Source organism: Deltaproteobacteria bacterium, from assembly GCA_020848905.1.
Taxonomy (GTDB): Bacteria; Myxococcota_A; Polyangia.
Window position 1 is genome coordinate 1 of the sequence record JADLHG010000059.1, and the last position, 15679, is coordinate 15679.

The 15679-nt window shown below is 69.7% G+C and carries 16 protein-coding genes; 11 read left to right on the plus strand and 5 right to left on the minus strand.

What is annotated here, in order from left to right:
* Positions 1 to 80 precede the first annotated feature (80 nt).
* The 3 genes from IT371_25655 to IT371_25665 form a co-directional block, all read right to left on the minus strand.
* Positions 81 to 878 carry a CBS domain-containing protein gene (locus IT371_25655; GenBank protein MCC6751065.1) on the minus strand — a complete coding sequence of 266 codons (798 nt, stop codon included), beginning with the start codon at positions 876 to 878 and terminating at the stop codon, positions 81 to 83.
* An 88-nt stretch (positions 879 to 966) separates the two neighbouring features.
* Positions 967 to 1347: an Hsp20/alpha crystallin family protein gene (locus tag IT371_25660; protein ID MCC6751066.1), complete on the minus strand. Its 381-nt coding sequence runs from the start codon at positions 1345 to 1347 to the stop codon at positions 967 to 969.
* 26 nt (positions 1348 to 1373) lie between these two features.
* Positions 1374 to 1838, minus strand: coding sequence for an Hsp20/alpha crystallin family protein (locus IT371_25665; GenBank protein MCC6751067.1), 465 nt, complete (start codon positions 1836 to 1838; stop codon positions 1374 to 1376).
* A gap of 352 nt (positions 1839 to 2190) precedes the next feature.
* Between IT371_25665 and IT371_25670 the strand changes: the two genes are divergently transcribed.
* The 11 genes from IT371_25670 (at position 2191) to IT371_25720 (ending at position 12875) form a co-directional block, all read left to right on the plus strand.
* A complete protein-coding gene (locus IT371_25670; protein MCC6751068.1) occupies positions 2191 to 2670 on the plus strand; it encodes a universal stress protein in 480 nt (159 codons plus the stop codon).
* Positions 2667 to 3020, plus strand: coding sequence for a ribosome-associated translation inhibitor RaiA (locus IT371_25675; GenBank protein ID MCC6751069.1), 354 nt, complete (start codon positions 2667 to 2669; stop codon positions 3018 to 3020). Before IT371_25670 ends, IT371_25675 begins: the two co-directional genes overlap by 4 nt.
* A 126-nt stretch (positions 3021 to 3146) precedes the next feature.
* Positions 3147 to 4382: a PAS domain S-box protein gene (locus IT371_25680; protein ID MCC6751070.1), complete on the plus strand. Its 1236-nt coding sequence runs from the start codon at positions 3147 to 3149 to the stop codon at positions 4380 to 4382.
* The gene (locus IT371_25685) at positions 4379 to 5740 is read left to right on the plus strand and encodes a sigma-54-dependent Fis family transcriptional regulator (protein MCC6751071.1); all 1362 of its coding nucleotides are present in this window, start codon (positions 4379 to 4381) and stop codon (positions 5738 to 5740) included. Before IT371_25680 ends, IT371_25685 begins: the two co-directional genes overlap by 4 nt.
* Before the next feature lie 551 nt (positions 5741 to 6291).
* Positions 6292 to 7671 (plus strand): sigma-54-dependent Fis family transcriptional regulator, encoded by a 1380-nt coding sequence (locus IT371_25690; protein ID MCC6751072.1) that lies wholly within the window; start codon positions 6292 to 6294, stop codon positions 7669 to 7671.
* The gene (locus IT371_25695) at positions 7664 to 8080 is read left to right on the plus strand and encodes a DsrE/DsrF/DrsH-like family protein (GenBank protein MCC6751073.1); all 417 of its coding nucleotides are present in this window, start codon (positions 7664 to 7666) and stop codon (positions 8078 to 8080) included. Before IT371_25690 ends, IT371_25695 begins: the two co-directional genes overlap by 8 nt.
* A gap of 271 nt (positions 8081 to 8351) precedes the next feature.
* On the plus strand, positions 8352 to 8816 hold the full coding sequence (locus tag IT371_25700; GenBank protein ID MCC6751074.1) for a universal stress protein: 465 nt from the start codon (positions 8352 to 8354) through the stop codon (positions 8814 to 8816).
* A 65-nt stretch (positions 8817 to 8881) separates the two neighbouring features.
* Entirely contained in the window at positions 8882 to 9121 is a 240-nt protein-coding gene (locus IT371_25705) for a sulfurtransferase TusA family protein (protein ID MCC6751075.1), read from the plus strand.
* Between the two features lie 92 nt (positions 9122 to 9213).
* Positions 9214 to 10365: an NAD(P)/FAD-dependent oxidoreductase gene (locus tag IT371_25710; GenBank protein ID MCC6751076.1), complete on the plus strand. Its 1152-nt coding sequence runs from the start codon at positions 9214 to 9216 to the stop codon at positions 10363 to 10365.
* Between the two features lie 105 nt (positions 10366 to 10470).
* Complete coding sequence (locus tag IT371_25715; GenBank protein MCC6751077.1) at positions 10471 to 11580, plus strand: alanine dehydrogenase; 1110 nt, start codon at positions 10471 to 10473, stop codon at positions 11578 to 11580.
* Positions 11577 to 12875: an acetyl-CoA hydrolase/transferase family protein gene (locus tag IT371_25720; GenBank protein MCC6751078.1), complete on the plus strand. Its 1299-nt coding sequence runs from the start codon at positions 11577 to 11579 to the stop codon at positions 12873 to 12875. The genes IT371_25715 and IT371_25720 overlap by 4 nt, the downstream gene beginning before the upstream one ends.
* On the opposite strand, the gene IT371_25725 is transcribed toward IT371_25720, so the two are convergent.
* Both IT371_25725 and IT371_25730 read right to left on the minus strand, forming a co-directional pair.
* Entirely contained in the window at positions 12866 to 14452 is a 1587-nt protein-coding gene (locus IT371_25725) for a glycosyltransferase (GenBank protein ID MCC6751079.1), read from the minus strand. The genes IT371_25720 and IT371_25725 overlap by 10 nt on opposite strands.
* Positions 14449 to 15666, minus strand: coding sequence for a glycosyltransferase family 4 protein (locus IT371_25730; GenBank protein ID MCC6751080.1), 1218 nt, complete (start codon positions 15664 to 15666; stop codon positions 14449 to 14451). The genes IT371_25725 and IT371_25730 overlap by 4 nt, the downstream gene beginning before the upstream one ends.
* Positions 15667 to 15679: the final 13 nt, after the last annotated feature.

Sequence of the window (15679 nt, forward strand, 5' to 3'; positions counted from 1 at the left end):
ACCGGAGCGGAGCAGCCTTTTCGCGCTGTGAGCACCGGAGCGCAGGAGCGACACCGCCTGCCGGGATGGATCGCAAGCCCTTACACGGCGGCGAGGTGACGCGGCGGCAGCAGATACCCCTCCTGCTCCGCCAGCCATCGGAGCACGTCCAGCGTGCTGAGCAGCCCCACGACCACGCCGCCCTCGTCGATGACCGCGATGCGGTGGATGCCCTCGAAGGCCATGAGGGCGGAGGCCTGGGCCACCGAGGTCCGCGCGTGGAGCGCGTAGACCGAGGGGGTCATCACGTCGGACACCGTGGCCCCCGCGAGCTGCTCCTCGTGATAGCCGCTACCGAGGTTCTGCACGACGCCCCCCTCGCGCCGCACCCGCACGGGACCACCCGTGCGCTCGACCGCCGTCTCGCCCGCCACGAACTGCTCGCGCAGGATGTCGGTCTTCGACACCACGCCGATCGGGCGACCCCGCTCGTCCACCACGGGAGCGCCGCTGATGCTGCGCTCCAGAAACAGCGCCGTGAGCGCCTCCACGCTCAGATCCTTTCGCACGCACAACACGTCGCGCGACATGATCTGCGAGATGGGCGTCTTGTCGCCCGCGCCGGCGTGCTCCTTTCGCCGGGGGCGGTGCAGCACCTCCTCGCCCTCCACCTCGGGCGCACCCGCGCAGACCAAAAGCTCGCCCCCTTCGGCCGCCGTCAGGTGCAGCCGCCCGAGAAAGGCCGAGCACTCGGCACAATCCTCCACGGCGATGATCCCCTGCCTTCTGGGACAAAAGACGCTGTAGCTCGTCTCCTGGTGGCCATCCCCGCAAAAGATGCGGCGAGCCATGACCCGCAAGGACGAAGCGCTGGCATCGGTGAACGGTTCTCTTCTCATGGCCTTTCCTCCGTCGGAGGCCCGAGAGAAAACCGAAGCAAGAAGCATTCCCCCGCGCCCTGGGGCGCACGCGCGGCGGGCGCGATCGTCAGCCGGCCTTCACGTCGATCTGCCGGGTCCGCACCGCCTCGGTCTTGGGCAGCGTCAAGGACAGCACGCCGTTCACCAGCTTGGCGCTGATGCGGTTTCCGTCGGTGCCGGGCGGAATGAGAAAGGTCCGCTGGTAGTCATACCCGCCGAGCTCGCGGTCCAGGCAGCGCCCGACCGGCGCAACGCTGCGGTCCCCGTGAATCGTCAGCTCTTCCTTGTCCAGCTGGACACGCACGCGGGTCTGCTCGACGCCGGGCATGTCGATGAGGAACAGGAACTCGTTGTTGTTCTCGAAAATGTCCACACGCGGGGGCTGGGTGAGGCGGTCTTCCATGCGCTCCGGCGTCACGTTCCCCTGCTTGATCATCCCTTTTTCCATCGTCATCTCCTCTCGCGCCGAAGGGGTTACTGGACCTTGACCGGGATCTGACGGGGCTGCGCCTCGGGGGCCTTCGTGAGGGTCACCGTCAGCATGCCGTCCTTGATCACCGCGGACACCTGCTCGGGGTTCACGGGGCACGGCAGCGCGAAGCTCCTCGAGAAGGTGAGCTCCGGTCGCTCCTGCCGATGCACCGAGTAGCCCTTTGGAACCTCGGTCTTGCGCGAGCCCGAGATCGTGAGCCCCTGCTGGTTGAGGGTCAACTTCAGCTCTTTTTCGGCCAGGCCGGGAACCTCGGCCCAGACGGCGAGCTGCGTCCCCGTGTCGTAGACGTTCGCCCGAGGCCAGCTCCCCTCGAGGCCCGGCATCAGGCGGGACATCCCCGCCCACGGCTCACCCCAGGCGAGGCCCTCGAAGATGCGATCCATTTGCTGGCGCATCTGCTCGAGTACGGCTAGGGGACTACGCTCCTCTATTTGGCGTCTCCACATGGCTCCCTCCTCACGTCGTTCGGCCGCGATGCGGATGCACGGTGCAGGCCAGAACCGGCCGCCGGCGTCACACCGACGGGCCGCGTGCACCCTCGACGCTCCGGAGACTGCGTCGGCGCCCGGCTCCTCGGGTCAGAGTGGCCCGAGCCCTCCCGTGAGCGGTGGGAGCACAGGGTCAGATCGTGTCGTCACCTTCTCGCGACGCAGGCCCTGCCGAGTCGGCGTGGCTCCGAGGGAAGTTCGCAGGCCGGTCCTGGCCCCTCTGCCGCACGGTTGTGTTCAGCTTCCGGGTGCCGCCCGCTGGAATGGCCCTTGCTTCACCCCCCACCATCGAGGTGCACCGCATCGGCACATGCCCGCCCTTCACCGCATCCTAGTGCCCGTCGACTTCTCGGACGCCTCGTCGGCCGCCGTGACCTACGCGGCCTTCCTCGCACGTCGCTTCGAGGCCGGCATCGTGCTGCTCCACGTCTGGGAGCCTCCGCACCTGCTGGTGCCCGAGGTGGTGCTCGCACCGCCCGAGGGCCCTCCCCAGACGCTGGCCGAGTTCGCCACCGCGCACGCCGACCGGCAGATGACGGAGCTCGTGGCCGAGCTCGGCGCGGAGCTCCGCGGCCGCGTACAGGTAATGGTGGAGGTCGGTCACCCCGCCACGCGCATCGTGGAGGTCGCGCGACGCGCGAGCAGCGATCTGATCGTCATGGGCACCCACGGGCGGCACGGCCTCTCGCGCCTGTTGCTCGGCAGCGTGGCCCAGAACGTCGTTCGAAGAGCACCCTGTCCCGTGCTCACCGTGCACGGTTTCGCTCAACCGGAGGAGAAGTCCTCATGACCAGTCCCGTCCAGATCACCTTTCGAGGCATCCAGGCCACCCCCCACGTCGAAGAGCTGATCCACGAGGAGGCCGGCAAGCTCATGCGACTCTACGACCGCATCACCGACTGCCGCGTGGTGGTCGATCAACCGCATCGCCACCATCGCCACGGCCGGCTCTTCCAGGTGAAAGTGCAGCTCACCGTCCCGGGGGACCAGCTCGTCGCGGCACGCGCGCCGGACGCCGACCACAGCCACGAGGAGCTCACCGTCGCGGTGCGAGGCGCGTTCGAAGCGGCCCGCCGCGAGCTGCAGCGCCACCTCGAACGGCGCCGCGATCTCGACCGCTCCGAAGGCGGCGCCGCGTAGGGCCCTAAGCCCGCTCGACCCCTGCCCCAAGCCCGCACGCCCCTACGGCCCCCGTCAGCCCAAGGGCCCGCAAACCCCGCAACACGCGTGCCAGGATGTGCTACAAACCGGGGTCAGGTTGACCCTATGAGCCACGCGAGGGACGAACACGCCACCGCCGCGGCCGAGCTCGCGGCCCTGCGCGCCGAGGTCGCGACGCTGCGCGCCGCACAGGAGGAGTGTCGCCGCACCCGCGAGGCGCTCAGCGAGAGCACGGCCCGCCTGCAGGCGGTGCTCGACACGGCCGCGTGCGCGATCTGCACCATCGACGAGCACGGACGCCTTCATTCGTTCAATCTCGCGGCCGAGCGCATGTTCGGCTACGCCGAGGCGGAGGTGCTGGGCCAGAACGTCTCGCTCCTCATGCACGACCCGGATCGCGCACACCACGACATCTACCTGCAACGGTACCTCACCTCGGGGGAAGCGCGCGTGATCGGCAAGGGACGACACGTGGAAGGCCGGCGGCGTGACGGCACGATCTTTCCCGTGGACCTGGCCGTGGGAGAGGTCCACGTGCAGGGGCACCGGATGTTCACCGGCATCATGTGGGACGTGAGCGAGCAACAGCGCGCCGAGGAGGTCCTCCGGGAGACCGAGGAGCGCTACCGCACGATGCAGGCGCAGTTCACCGAGCTCGAGCGCGTGGCCGTGGCGGGGGAGATGGCGGCCATCGCCGCCCACGAGATCCGCACGCCGCTCAACGCTATGTCGATCAACGTGCAGATGATCCACCGGCTGCTCCGCCGCGGCGGAACGTCCGAGCTCGATCGCGCGATGAGTCTGCTCACTACGCTGCAGGGCGAGATCGAGCGCATCAACGGCCTGCTCGAGGACTACCTGCGCACGCTGCGCCGCCCCTCGGCCCGGACGCGCGGCCCGGTGAACCTGAACGCCGTGGTGCTCGAGGCGATCCGGTTCATCGAGCCGCAGGCGCGACGACGGCACGTCGCGATGCACCCGACGCTCGCGGAGACCATGCCGGAGCTCGTCCTCGACCAGGACCACCTGCGGCAGGTGCTGCTCAACATCCTGCTCAACGCCGTGCAGGCCATGCCGGGCGGTGGCGAGGCCTTCGTCAGCACCGCCACGGACCAGCAGATGGTGCGCATCGCGATCCGCGATACGGGCCCCGGGATCCCCGAGGCCGACCTCGAGCGCATCTTTCGGCCCTTCGTGACCACCAAGGAGAAGGGTACCGGGCTCGGTCTGCCCATCTGCGAGCGCCTGGTGCGCGAGATGGGGGGCCAGCTCTCCGTGACGTCGCCGCCGGGTCAGGGGGCGATCTTCGAAGTGCTACTGCCGATAGAGCCGAGGGAATGATGCCCGTCGTACTACTTGTGGAAGATGACGAGAGCAGCCGCACCGGTCTGAGCGCCGCGCTCAAGGACAGCGGCTTCGAGGTGCTGTCGGCGGCGAGCGCGGAGGAGGCCCTCACCCGCCTGCGGCTCGCTCCGGTGGACGTCGTGATCTCCGACGTGATGATGGGCAAGATGAGCGGCGTGGAGCTGCTCACGCACGTCCAGGAAGATCACCCGGACACGGCGGTGATCCTGCTTACCGGCTTCGGCTCCATCGAGACGGCCGTGGACGCCATGCGCCGCGGGGCCTACGACTACCTGACCAAGCCCGTGAACCTGGACCGGCTCGAGCTCCTCGTGCAGCGCGCGATCCGGCGCCAGAGCCTGCTGCGCGAGAACCGCGAGCTGCGCAGCGAGCTGAAGAAGCGCTTCTCGGTCTCGGGGATCATCGGCCAGTCGGCCGGCATGCGCCGCGTCTTCGAGCAGATCGAGCAGGTCGCGCCGACGAACGCCAACGTGCTCATCCTCGGCGAGTCGGGGACGGGCAAGGAGCTCGTGGCCACGGCGATCCACCACCACAGCCGGCGCGCGAACGGGCCGCTCGTGAAGGTCAACTGCGTGGCGCTACCGGAGAGCCTGATCGAGAGCGAGCTCTTCGGGCACGAGCGCGGCGCCTTCACGGGTGCGGATCGGATGCGACGCGGCCGCTTCGAGCTGGCCAACGGCGGAACGCTCTTTCTCGACGAGATCGGCGACCTGAGCGTGGCGATTCAGATGAAGCTCCTGCGCGCGATCCAGGAGCGGGAGATCGAGCGCCTCGGCGGCCAGGGGACGATCACGGTGGACGTGCGGCTCATCACCGCCACCAACCGCGACCTGGAGAAGGCGATGGCCGAGAAGGCCTTCCGCGAGGAGCTCTACTACCGGCTGCGCGTGGTGACGATCGAGATTCCGCCGCTGCGCGCGCGCCCCGACGACATCCCCATCCTGCTCGATCACTTCCTCTCCGGCTTCGCCAAGGAGCACGGCAAGCCCGTCGAGCGCTTCACCGACTCCGCGCGCAAGCACCTCATGGCCTATAACTGGCCCGGCAACGTGCGCGAGCTACGCAACGTGGTGGAGAGCCTGGTCGTCACCTCGCGCGGGCAGGAGATCGGCCTGCACGATCTGCCGGAGTCGCTGGCCCCCGAACGCCAGGCGCCGATCGTGACCCTGCCCATGGGGCTGCCGATCGAGGACGTCGAGAAGGCGTATATCCTGAAGACGCTCGAGCTGCTGCAGGGGAACAAGTCGAAGGCGGCCCAGGTGCTCGGCATCGGCAAGAAGACGCTCTACCGGCGCCTGCACGAGTACGGCATCCAGGTCGAGCCGGAGGAGTAGTCCCCTCCTCGTCGCGCGCTTCGGGTCAGCAGGACCCGGAGCCTCGTCGCACGCTCGACGCGGCGGCTCCCTTTGACCTTGCCCACCGCCGCTCCGGATGCGCCGCGGGTCATCCGGACCCGTGACGCGACGGCGCGCCGCAGTCAAACACCCTGAATCACGACGACCGTCCAGCGCCCACATCGCGCGGCCGGCTGGCATGTGGCTTGCTCTTTCGCACCGCAGGGATCGATCCGCCGAGGCCACAACGGGAAGACCAGCGGCGCAACCGAAGGGCCCGGCGCGGAATAGGCGGATCGAGTTGTGGTGGTCGAGGCGCGCGGCCAGCGAGGCGCGAGGAGGGCGCCTACCCGTCGGTAAGTAACCGACGAGCAACGACGCTGGTCGCGATGGATCGGCCGCCACAATGAGCTGGTTATTCCGTGCCTGGCCCTAAGCCCCGTGGAGCGAAAGCCGTGCTCGTCACATCCCATGAAGCCACCGCCTATCGTGCCGAGGCGCCCACGCCCGCAGAACGGGCGCCTCTGCGCTGGACCCACCACGCGCCCACGGTGCTGCTCGTCGAGGACGACCGCAGCACCCTGGACAGCCTCACCGCCGCGCTCAGCGACGCCGGGCTCGAGGTGATCGCCGCCGGGAGCGGGGAGGAGGCCATCGCGCGGCTCAAGCTCTCGCCGGTGGACGTGGTGGTCACGGACGTGATGATGGGGCGCGTGAGCGGCATCGACCTGCTCAATCACATCCAGCAGCACTACCCGGACACGGCCGTCATCCTGGTCACCGCCTTCGGCACCATCGAGATGGCGGTGGACGCGATGCGGCGCGGGGCCTTCGACTACCTGACCAAGCCCATCAACCTGGACCGCCTCGAGCTGCTCGTGCAGCGGGCTCACGGTCGCCAGAACCTGGTGAAGGAGAACCGCGCGCTCAAGCACGAGCTCGAGGAGCGTTTCTCCGTCACGGGGATCATCGGCCAGTCGCCCGCCATGCGCGCCGTGCTGGAGCGCGTCGAGCAGGTGGCGCCGACCAACGCGAGCGTGCTGCTCCTCGGCGAATCGGGGACGGGCAAGGAGCTTCTGGCCTCGGCGATTCATCAGCTCAGCGGGCGAGCCAGCGGGCCGCTCGTGAAGGTCAACTGCGTGGCGCTGCCCGAGAGCCTGATCGAGAGCGAGCTCTTCGGACACGAGCGCGGGGCCTTCACCGGGGCCATCCGCACCCGGCGCGGACGCTTCGAGCTGGCGCACGGCGGCACGCTCTTTCTCGACGAGATCGGCGATCTCTCCATCGGCACCCAGCTCAAGCTGCTGCGCGCGATCCAGGAGCGCGAGATCGAGCGGGTCGGCGGCCAGACGCAGATCCCGGTGGACGTCCGCCTGATCACCGCCACCAACCGGAACCTGGAGCGCGCCGTCGCCGAGGGGACCTTCCGCGAGGAGCTCTACTACCGGCTCAAGGTCGTGACCATCGAGCTGCCGCCGCTCCGGCAGCGGCTCGAGGACATTCCGCTGCTGCTGCAGTTCTTCCTGGCCCAGTTTCGCAAGGAGCACGGCAAGAAGGTGGAGGGGCTCAGCCGCGCGGCTCTGCACCGCCTGCGCAGCTACCGCTGGCCGGGCAACGTGCGCGAGCTGCGCAACGTGATCGAGAGCCTCGTGGTGAGCTCGACGGGCGCGGAGATCTCGGCCGAGCAGCTCCCGGAGGGGATCGTGGCCAACCGGGGCCCCGACCTGCTCACCATGCCGATGGGCGTTCGTCTCGGGGACGTCGAAAAAACGTACATCCTGCGAACCCTCGAGCTGGCCGGCGGGAACAAATCGAAGGCGGCCCAGATGCTGGGCATCGGCAAGAAGACGCTCTATCGCCGCCTCGAGGAATACGGCATTCGCGTTCCCGGCGACCGAGCCCACGGAAATGGAGAGAGCTCAGATGACTGACAAGCTATGCGTCATTCAGTACTCCGGTGCGGTGGACAAGCTGATGGCCATGTCCACCATCGTGGCGGGGGCGGCGGCGATGCAGAAGGAGGTGCACGTCTTCCTCACCTTCGGCGGCATCGGCGCGTTCCGGAAGGGGGCGCCCGAGACGAACCAGCAGTTCAGCACCGAGATGGCCCCCATGGCGGGGATGATCCTGGACCTCGCCGCCTCGGGAAAGGTGCCGCACTGGCACCAGGTGATCCGGCAGGCCAAGGAAATCGGCGAGGTGAAGGTGCACGCCTGCGGCATGACGATGGACCTCTTCCGGCTCACGCAGGCCGACATGGACGCCGTCGTGGACGACGTGCAGGGGGTGGCCTCCTTCCTCGAGCTGAGCGAAGGCGCCCAGCTCCTCTTCATCTCGTAGCCCCTCGGCTCGTAGTCCCTCGCCGGGACCGCCGCACCGGCAGCGGTCCCGCGAGGGCGCGTGCTCGGGCTGCGGCCCAGGCCTCACGGGCCAAGCTGACACCGGCTACCGCGCGCCAACCGGATCGAGAGGGTCCGAATGACCCGCGAGCGCCGCGGCAGCCTCGACGGACCCGCGCGAAACCCCGGCATTTCGGGTCTCGATGGGTGTGGCTGGGGCGTTCTGGCTGGAACGGCTCTTGCTAATTACGAAGGCAGCAAGGAGGACGTCGATGCCTCAGATGAAGAAGCTGCTGGTCCCGGTGGACTTCTCGGACTGCTCGGAAGCCGCGCTGCACTACGCCGCCGAGCTGGCCAAGCGCTTCGGCGCGAGCCTCGAGGTGCTCCACGTGATCGAGGTGCCCCCCTATCTGGTTCCGGAGGTCATCGTGCAGGGGCCGGGCGGCAGCCGCCAGACGATCCGCGAGCTGGCGGGCGCGGCGGCGAACCAGCAGCTCGAGAAGGTGCTCGCGGAGCTCGACGCGGAGGGGGTCCCCGTCCAGGGCCGCATCGAGACGGGGGACGCGGCGAAGCGCGTGACGGAGCTCGCCGCGCTCGACAAGCACGACCTCATCGTGATGGGGACGCACGGCCGAACGGGCCTCTCGCACTTCTTCGTGGGTAGCGTGGCGGAAAAGGTGGTGCGCATGGCGCCCTGCCCCGTGCTGACCATTCGGGCTCCCGAAACGAAGAAGTGACGCGTCGATTCTCCGAACCCCGTCGGCCCTCGGCCGGCTCAAACCCGACGCGGAGGAGATAGGCCATGCCGAACTACCACGTCACCGAGACTCTGGACATGCGCGGAACCTACTGCCCGGGGCCGCTGATGGAGCTCATTCGCCACGTCAAGCAGGGGCAGGTGGGAGAGGTCTTCGCGATTCTTTCCTCCGACTCGGGCTCGGCGGTGGACATCCCGAAGTGGGCCGCCAAGGCGGGGCACGAGTTCCTCGAGACGGTTTCCCACGGCGACTACGCCGAGATCGTGGTCCGCAAGACCCGATAGAAACCTGCGCGAACGGAAACTGCTTCCCCGTCTCCGCGTCGGCTGCACGCGCGAGGGGGGACCGCGCTGCGCGCAGCCAAGGAGATCCCCCAATGGGCTCACAGCCGAAGAACGGGGTGGTGGGGGGGGGCGGGACGGGCGGCACTCTCGCCGCGAATCTCTTGTCCAGGAAGCTGAACGGGTCGGCGCAGGTCACGCTCGTCGACCCGAGCGGCCGTCACGTGTATCAGCCGGGGTTCCTCTACCTGATGCTCGGGCAGCTGCAGGCGCAGGCCCTGAGTCGCCCCGAGCGGCAGCTCCTGCGGAGCGACGTGCGGCTATTGGTCGACGGCGCCGAGCGCATCGACCCCGACGCGCGAACCGTCGCGCTGGCGAGCGGCGAGACGCTCGCCTACGACGCGCTGGTGCTGGCCGCGGGGGCCCGGCTCTCGACCGACGAGATCCCGGGCTTCGACCAAGGCGTGGATCACTTCTACAGCGCCGACGCTGCGACGCGGCTCTGGGAGCGGCTGCAGGCCTTCCACGGCGGGACGCTCGTGGTGGGCGTCGGGGGCGTGCCCTTCAAGTGTCCGGTCGCCCCGCTCGAGGCGCTCTTCCTGGTGGACGACTACCTCCGCCGCCGCGGCCTTCGCGGCAAGACCGAGCTGCACTACGTGACCCCCATGCCGCACATCTTCCACCTGGAGGCGGTGACCCCCATGCTCGAGGAGCTGGTGCGCGACCGCGGCGTGATCGTGCACGACCTCTTCAACCTGGACAGCGTGAATCACGACGAGCGCGTGCTCGTCTCGTACGAGGGGGAAGAGGTGCGCTACGACCTCGCAATCCTCGTGCCGCCGCACAAAGGGTCGCTCCTCGCCGAGCGGTCGGGGCTCGCCGACCGGGGCGGCTGGCTCAAGACCGCGCGCACCACGCTCGAGGTCGAAGCCACCGAGAGGATCTGGGCCCTCGGAGACGCCACGAACCTGCCCGTCTCCAAGGCGGGCTCCGTGGCGCACGCCCAGGCGCCCGTGGTGGCCGAGAGGGTCAGCGCGGCGCTCGAGGAGCGCGAGCCGACCGGCAAGCACCAGGCCTTCGGCGGAGACACGCTCTGCTTCATCGAGGTGGGGCAACACAAGGCCACCCTGCTGCGCTTCAGCTACACGAAGCCCCCGAGCGCCCCGCGGCCGAATCGCCTCTTCCACTACGGCAAGCTCGCCTTCAACCGGCTCTACTTTCCGCTGGTGCCGCAAGGGTACGTGTAGGACCCTCGGGGCGCATCGACGGACGCACCCCCCGCCGCGCCGACCGCACGGCAGGGCGCGTGCCCGACGTCTCGTTCGGGTCATCGAGCGAAAGGAGTCTGGGGCGTGGACATCGGCATCCCGAAGGAAGATGGCGATCTCGAGCTGCGAGTCGGGCTCGGAACGGGGACCGTGGGCGTGCTCGTCGGGCGCGGCCACCGGGTGTACGTGCAAACCGGCGCGGGGCTCGGTGCGGGCTTTTCCGACGAGGAGTACCTGAAGGCCGGAGCCTCCATCGCCTACTCGGCGGAGGAGCTGCACCTCCGGGCCGCGATGATCTGCCGCGTGCGTGCCCCCGACGCCCAGGCGCTCGCGCACATGCAGCCCGGGCAGATCCTCTGCTGCTTCGCGCACCTCTTCACCGCGGGGAGCGCCTACGTGCAGCAGCTTCGCGACGCGCGGATCACCGTCTTCGGCTACGAGCTGCTGCAGGCCATCGACGGCTCTCGTCCCGTCCTGCGGCCGATGAGCGTGATCGCCGGACGCATGCTGCCGCAGCTCGCGGCGAGCCTCTTGCAGAGCCCGCAGGGTCGCGGGGTGCTCCTCTCGGGCATCCCGGGGATACCGCCCGGCGAGGTGGTGATCCTCGGCGCCGGCGAGGTGGGCTTCAACGCGGCACGCGGCTTCGCCGGCCTCGGCGCGCAGGTCACGGTGATGGACACTCCCGCACGGCTCGCCGAGATGGACCAGGCCTTCGACCGGCTGGGGCCGATCCGACTGGTCTACGAGACGGCCGCGCAGCTCGCGCGCGCGGTGGCCTTCGCCGACGTGCTGATCGGCTCGGTGCTCGTCGGCGGCGAGCGCTCGCCGATCATCGTCACCGAGGAGATGGTCAAGACCATGCGGCAGTGGTCGGTGATCATCGACGTCTCGATCGCCGACGGCGGGTGCGTGGCCACCTCGCGTCCGACCACGCCCCGGGACCCGACCTTCATCAAGCACGGCGTGATCCACTGCTGCGTGCCGAACCTCCCCTCGCTCGTCGCGCGCACGGCGAGCCGCGCCCTGGGACACTCGGCGGCGCCCTACCTCGCGCGCCTGGCCGAGGCCCCGACGCGCGCCCAGGAGGACCCCGAGCTGCGCACGGCGCTGCTCCTTTCCGCCGGAGAGATCGTTCATCCGGGCCTGGCCGCGACCCTGAGCCGCCGGCCCCGCACGGGAGAGATCGTTCGATGAGCTGGCTCGAGCGTTACAACGACCGCAAGACCGACGCGCTGACCGCCCTGCGGCTGGCCATCAAGCCGGGCAGCCGCGTCTTCCTCAACGCCAACTGCGGCGAGCCGCTCGCCCTCTCGGCGGCGCTGGCCGAGGTGGCTCCCACCCTGAGCAACGTGGAGATCGTGCAGCTCCTCGCGCTCGGCGAGGCGCCGTACGTCAAGCCAGAGCTGGTCAGCCGCCTGCGCCTGAACGCCCTCTTCATCGGCCCCGGCGTGCGCGAGGCGGTCAACGCCGGCCATGCCGACTACACGCCGATCTTTCTCTCGGAGATCCCCGCGCTCTTTCGCGGCGGCCCGCTGCCCATCGACGTGGCGCTGATCCAGGTCTCGCCCCCCGACGAGCACGGCTTCTGCAGCTTCGGCGTGTCGGTGGACATCTGCAAGCCCGCGGCCGAGGCGGCCAAGGTGGTCGTGGGCGAGGTGAACGCGCGCATGCCCCGCACGCTCGGCGACGCCTTCATCCACGTGAGCAAGCTGACGCACGTGGTGGAGGTGGACCGCCCCGTGCGCGAGCTCCCCGCCGAGCCCTTCACCGACGTGCACCGGCGGATCGCCGACTTCGTGGCCGGGCTGGTCGAGGACGGCGCGACGCTGCAGCTCGGCATCGGCGCCATCCCGAACGCGGTGCTCCTGGCGCTACGCAGCCACCGGCACCTCGGCATCCACACCGAGATGTTCTCCGACGGCGTGATCGAGCTCTTCGAGGCCGGGGTGATCACCAACGAGAAGAAGACCCTGCACGCGGGCAAGATCATCAGCTCCTTCGCCATGGGGAGCCAGAAGCTCTACGACTTCATGGACAACAACCCCGTGGTCGAGATGCACCCCTCGGACTACACGAACGACCCGTTCGTCATCGCGCAGAACCACAAGATGGTGGCCATCAACTCGGCGATCAGCGTGGACCTCACCGGGCAGGTGAACGCCGACAGCATCGGCACCCGGCTCTACTCGGGCTTCGGCGGCCAGGTGGACTTCATCCGCGGGGCGGCGCGCTCAAAGGGCGGGCGACCGATCATCGCGCTCCCCTCCTCGGCCAAGAACGCCTCGCGCATCGTGCCGCTCCTGGCCGAGGGGGCGGGCGTGGTCACGACCCGCGGAGACGTGCACTACGTGGTCACCGAATACGGTGTGGCCTCGCTCCACGGCCTGAGCATCCGCGAGCGCGCCGAGGCGCTCATCGCCATCGCGCACCCCGACCACCGCGAGGGGCTCATGAAGGCGGCCCAGGAGCGGCGGCTCGTCTACCGGTGAGGAGCGGCGCCACCGCGTCGGCGAAGCGCCGCCTTCGCGCGGTAGTCGGCCAGCAGGCGGTCGATCTCGGCCCCGCGGAAGGGGAAGAAGAGCTCCGCGCGATCCAGCATGGAGAGCGCGCCGTCCACGTCTCCGAGCTCCGTGAGGATCAGATAGAGGTAGAGGTACGCCTTCCCCTCGAGGATCGGGGCGCGCTCGACGCACGCGGCGAGGTGCTCGCGGGCCAGCTCGAGCTGCATCGTGCCCAGCGCCGCCACGCCGCGCAGGTAGTGCACCATCGGGTCGGCGGGGAGCTCCCCGAGCAGCGCGGCCGTCAGGCGCAAGGCGTGGGCCGGATCCGTTTCCGCGGTCAGCACCGCCTCCGCCTTGGCTTGCAGGAGCTGCGCCCGCCTCGTCGCTCGACGGGCCCGCTCCGCGAGGCGGCGGCTGCCGCTCTTGCTGCCGCACTGGTCGAGCACCCGGCGATAGAGGGGTCGTAGCTGCTCCGCGGCCCGCTCCCAGGTGAGCTCCGCCAGTCGCTCGCGCCCGCGCGTGCTCCGCTCCTGCGCTCGCGCCGCGTCCACGGCCGCGCGAATCGACGCCGGATTGTCGGGGGCGCAGTAATGCGCGTCGTCGCCCAGGTAGTCGCGCAGCGTCCCCCAGTCCGAGGCCACCACGGGGCAGCCGGCCCACGCGGCCTGCAGCGAGACGAGCCCGGGGAGCTCGTACCAGCTCGGCAGCGCGTGAACCGACGCGGCGCAGAAGGCCGAGGCCAGGAGCTCGCCCGACAGGCGGCCGGTGAAGACCGTCGGCCCGCGCCGCTCGTAGCGCCGGCAGAGCGCCTCGTACTGCGGCTGGGACGATCCGCCGTTCACGAAGACCAGCGGCCGTTCGTCGTCGCGCAGGGCATGCGCCAGCATGAGCTGGTTCTTGCGCGTCTCGAGCCGCCCCACGCAGAGCACGAAGTCCTTGACGCCGAAGGCCTCTTCGAAAAGCCGCCCGGAGGGGGTGCTGGCCTCGTCGGGGCGGTGGAAGGGCAGGCGGAGGACCTCGTGACGGGCCAGCCGCGGGTAGTGGCGCGCGAGGGACTCCGCTTCAACAGCGCCGGTCGGGAGCACGGCCATCGCCTCCTCGACGGCGAAGGCGAAATCCGCGGGCGGGTCGCAGGAGATGGGGCTCTCGCGCAGCGACGCGAGCTCCGCCTCGAGGCGGGCGAGGTCTCCGTCCTCGAGATGGCGGCGAAAGAGGCTCGCGGTGACCACCGAGGGGACGGCGAAGCGCGCGAAATCCTCGAAGAGCGGGGTGATCACGTAGGGCCGTCCGCTCGCCGCCGCCTGGATCGCCAGCGCGACGTCCGGGTTCAGCACGTGGGCCAGCCGGTAGTCGAGCTTGTCGTCGAGCCGCTGGCGGTAGTCCACGGCGAGGCCCCTCCCGTGCAGGCCCCGCCGGAAACCGATCGCCAGCTCCGTGTCCCCGCCGGGCTGCACGAAGAGGTTCGCGCGCGCCGCGACCGCCACATCTACCGCCCGCGGACGCGCCGCGGCCTTACGGGCCTTCTCCCGGATCCGGGCGTTCTCCCACGCGACGTCGACCGTCATGCTCCCCTCCCCGGCTGGCACTCGGCGAGGAACGCGAGATACTCCTCCGCCACCCGCTCGAGCGCGCACTGGCCTTGGACGTAGGCGTGGGCGTTTCTCCCCATCTGGTCGCGATACGGCGCGTTGACGAAGAGCTCTCGCAGAAAGCCCGTCACCACCTCGTCCTCGCACTCGTCGACGGCTACCTTGGCGCAGGCCGCTTCGGGGAGCTCCGCGAACCAGCCGTGGTCGGTCACGATCGTGGGCTTGCCGAGGGCCAGGATGCGCAGGAGCGCCCCCGAGGTCTCGCCCTGCGAGGGGTAGCGCAGGTTCAGACAGACGTCGGCCGCGTGCAGGTGCGCGAGGAAGACCTCCATCGGAACGTGCCCGGTGATGGTCACGGCGTCCTCTAGCCCGAGGAAGCGGATGTACTCGAGCACCTGATACTTCGGCTCTCCGACGAGGCAGTAGCGGGCGCCGGGCAGCTCCTCGCGCACCTGGGCGAAGGCCCGCAGGGTCACCTCCACCCGCTTGGTCGGCACGATCAGCCCGAAGGAGCTGCAGATCGGCGCGTCCTGCGGCAGACCGAGGCGCTCGCGCGCGGCGCGGCGGGCGAGCTCCGGGTCGAAGTCCGCCGGCCAGTGGGCCCAGCCAAAGTCGTGGTGCGGAATCAGGCGGCAGCGGCGCGAGGGCTCGACCGCGCGCACCTCGGCCAGCGCGCTCGCCGAGTGCACGATGACGCCCTGCGCGGCGTGGATCATCTTGCGGTTCAGGGGAAAGCGCCGCAGCGTCTCGAAGGGGACCTGCTTGCCGGCGACGATCTCCTCGGCCAGCGCCTCGCCCTCACGGCCGTAGGCCTCGACCATCTCGCGCCGGTAGGCCTCGGGGCGGCCCTCCTTGAGGTAGAGGTCGCCGAAGAAGCCCTGGTACATCAGGTCGTGCAGGACCACCACGCCCGGACGGCGCAGCATCAGCTCGTAGATGTAGCGGTGGTGCCCCGGCGTCCCGCCCATCTGATAGAGCACAGCGTCGTAGCCGTCGAGGCGAGGTGCGGGGTCCTCCTTCCGGCAGTCCACGACGCGCAGGCGTTCGGCGATCCAGGGCGCGCTCGGCGCGTAGCCGTCCACAAAGAGGTCCACCTCTGCGCGAGTCGCCAGCGCCTCGAGCAGCGACTCGCTGTAGTCCGAGATCCCCGACGGAACGGGGTTCACCGGCGAGAAGAAGGCGATGCGCATGGTACCTACGCCC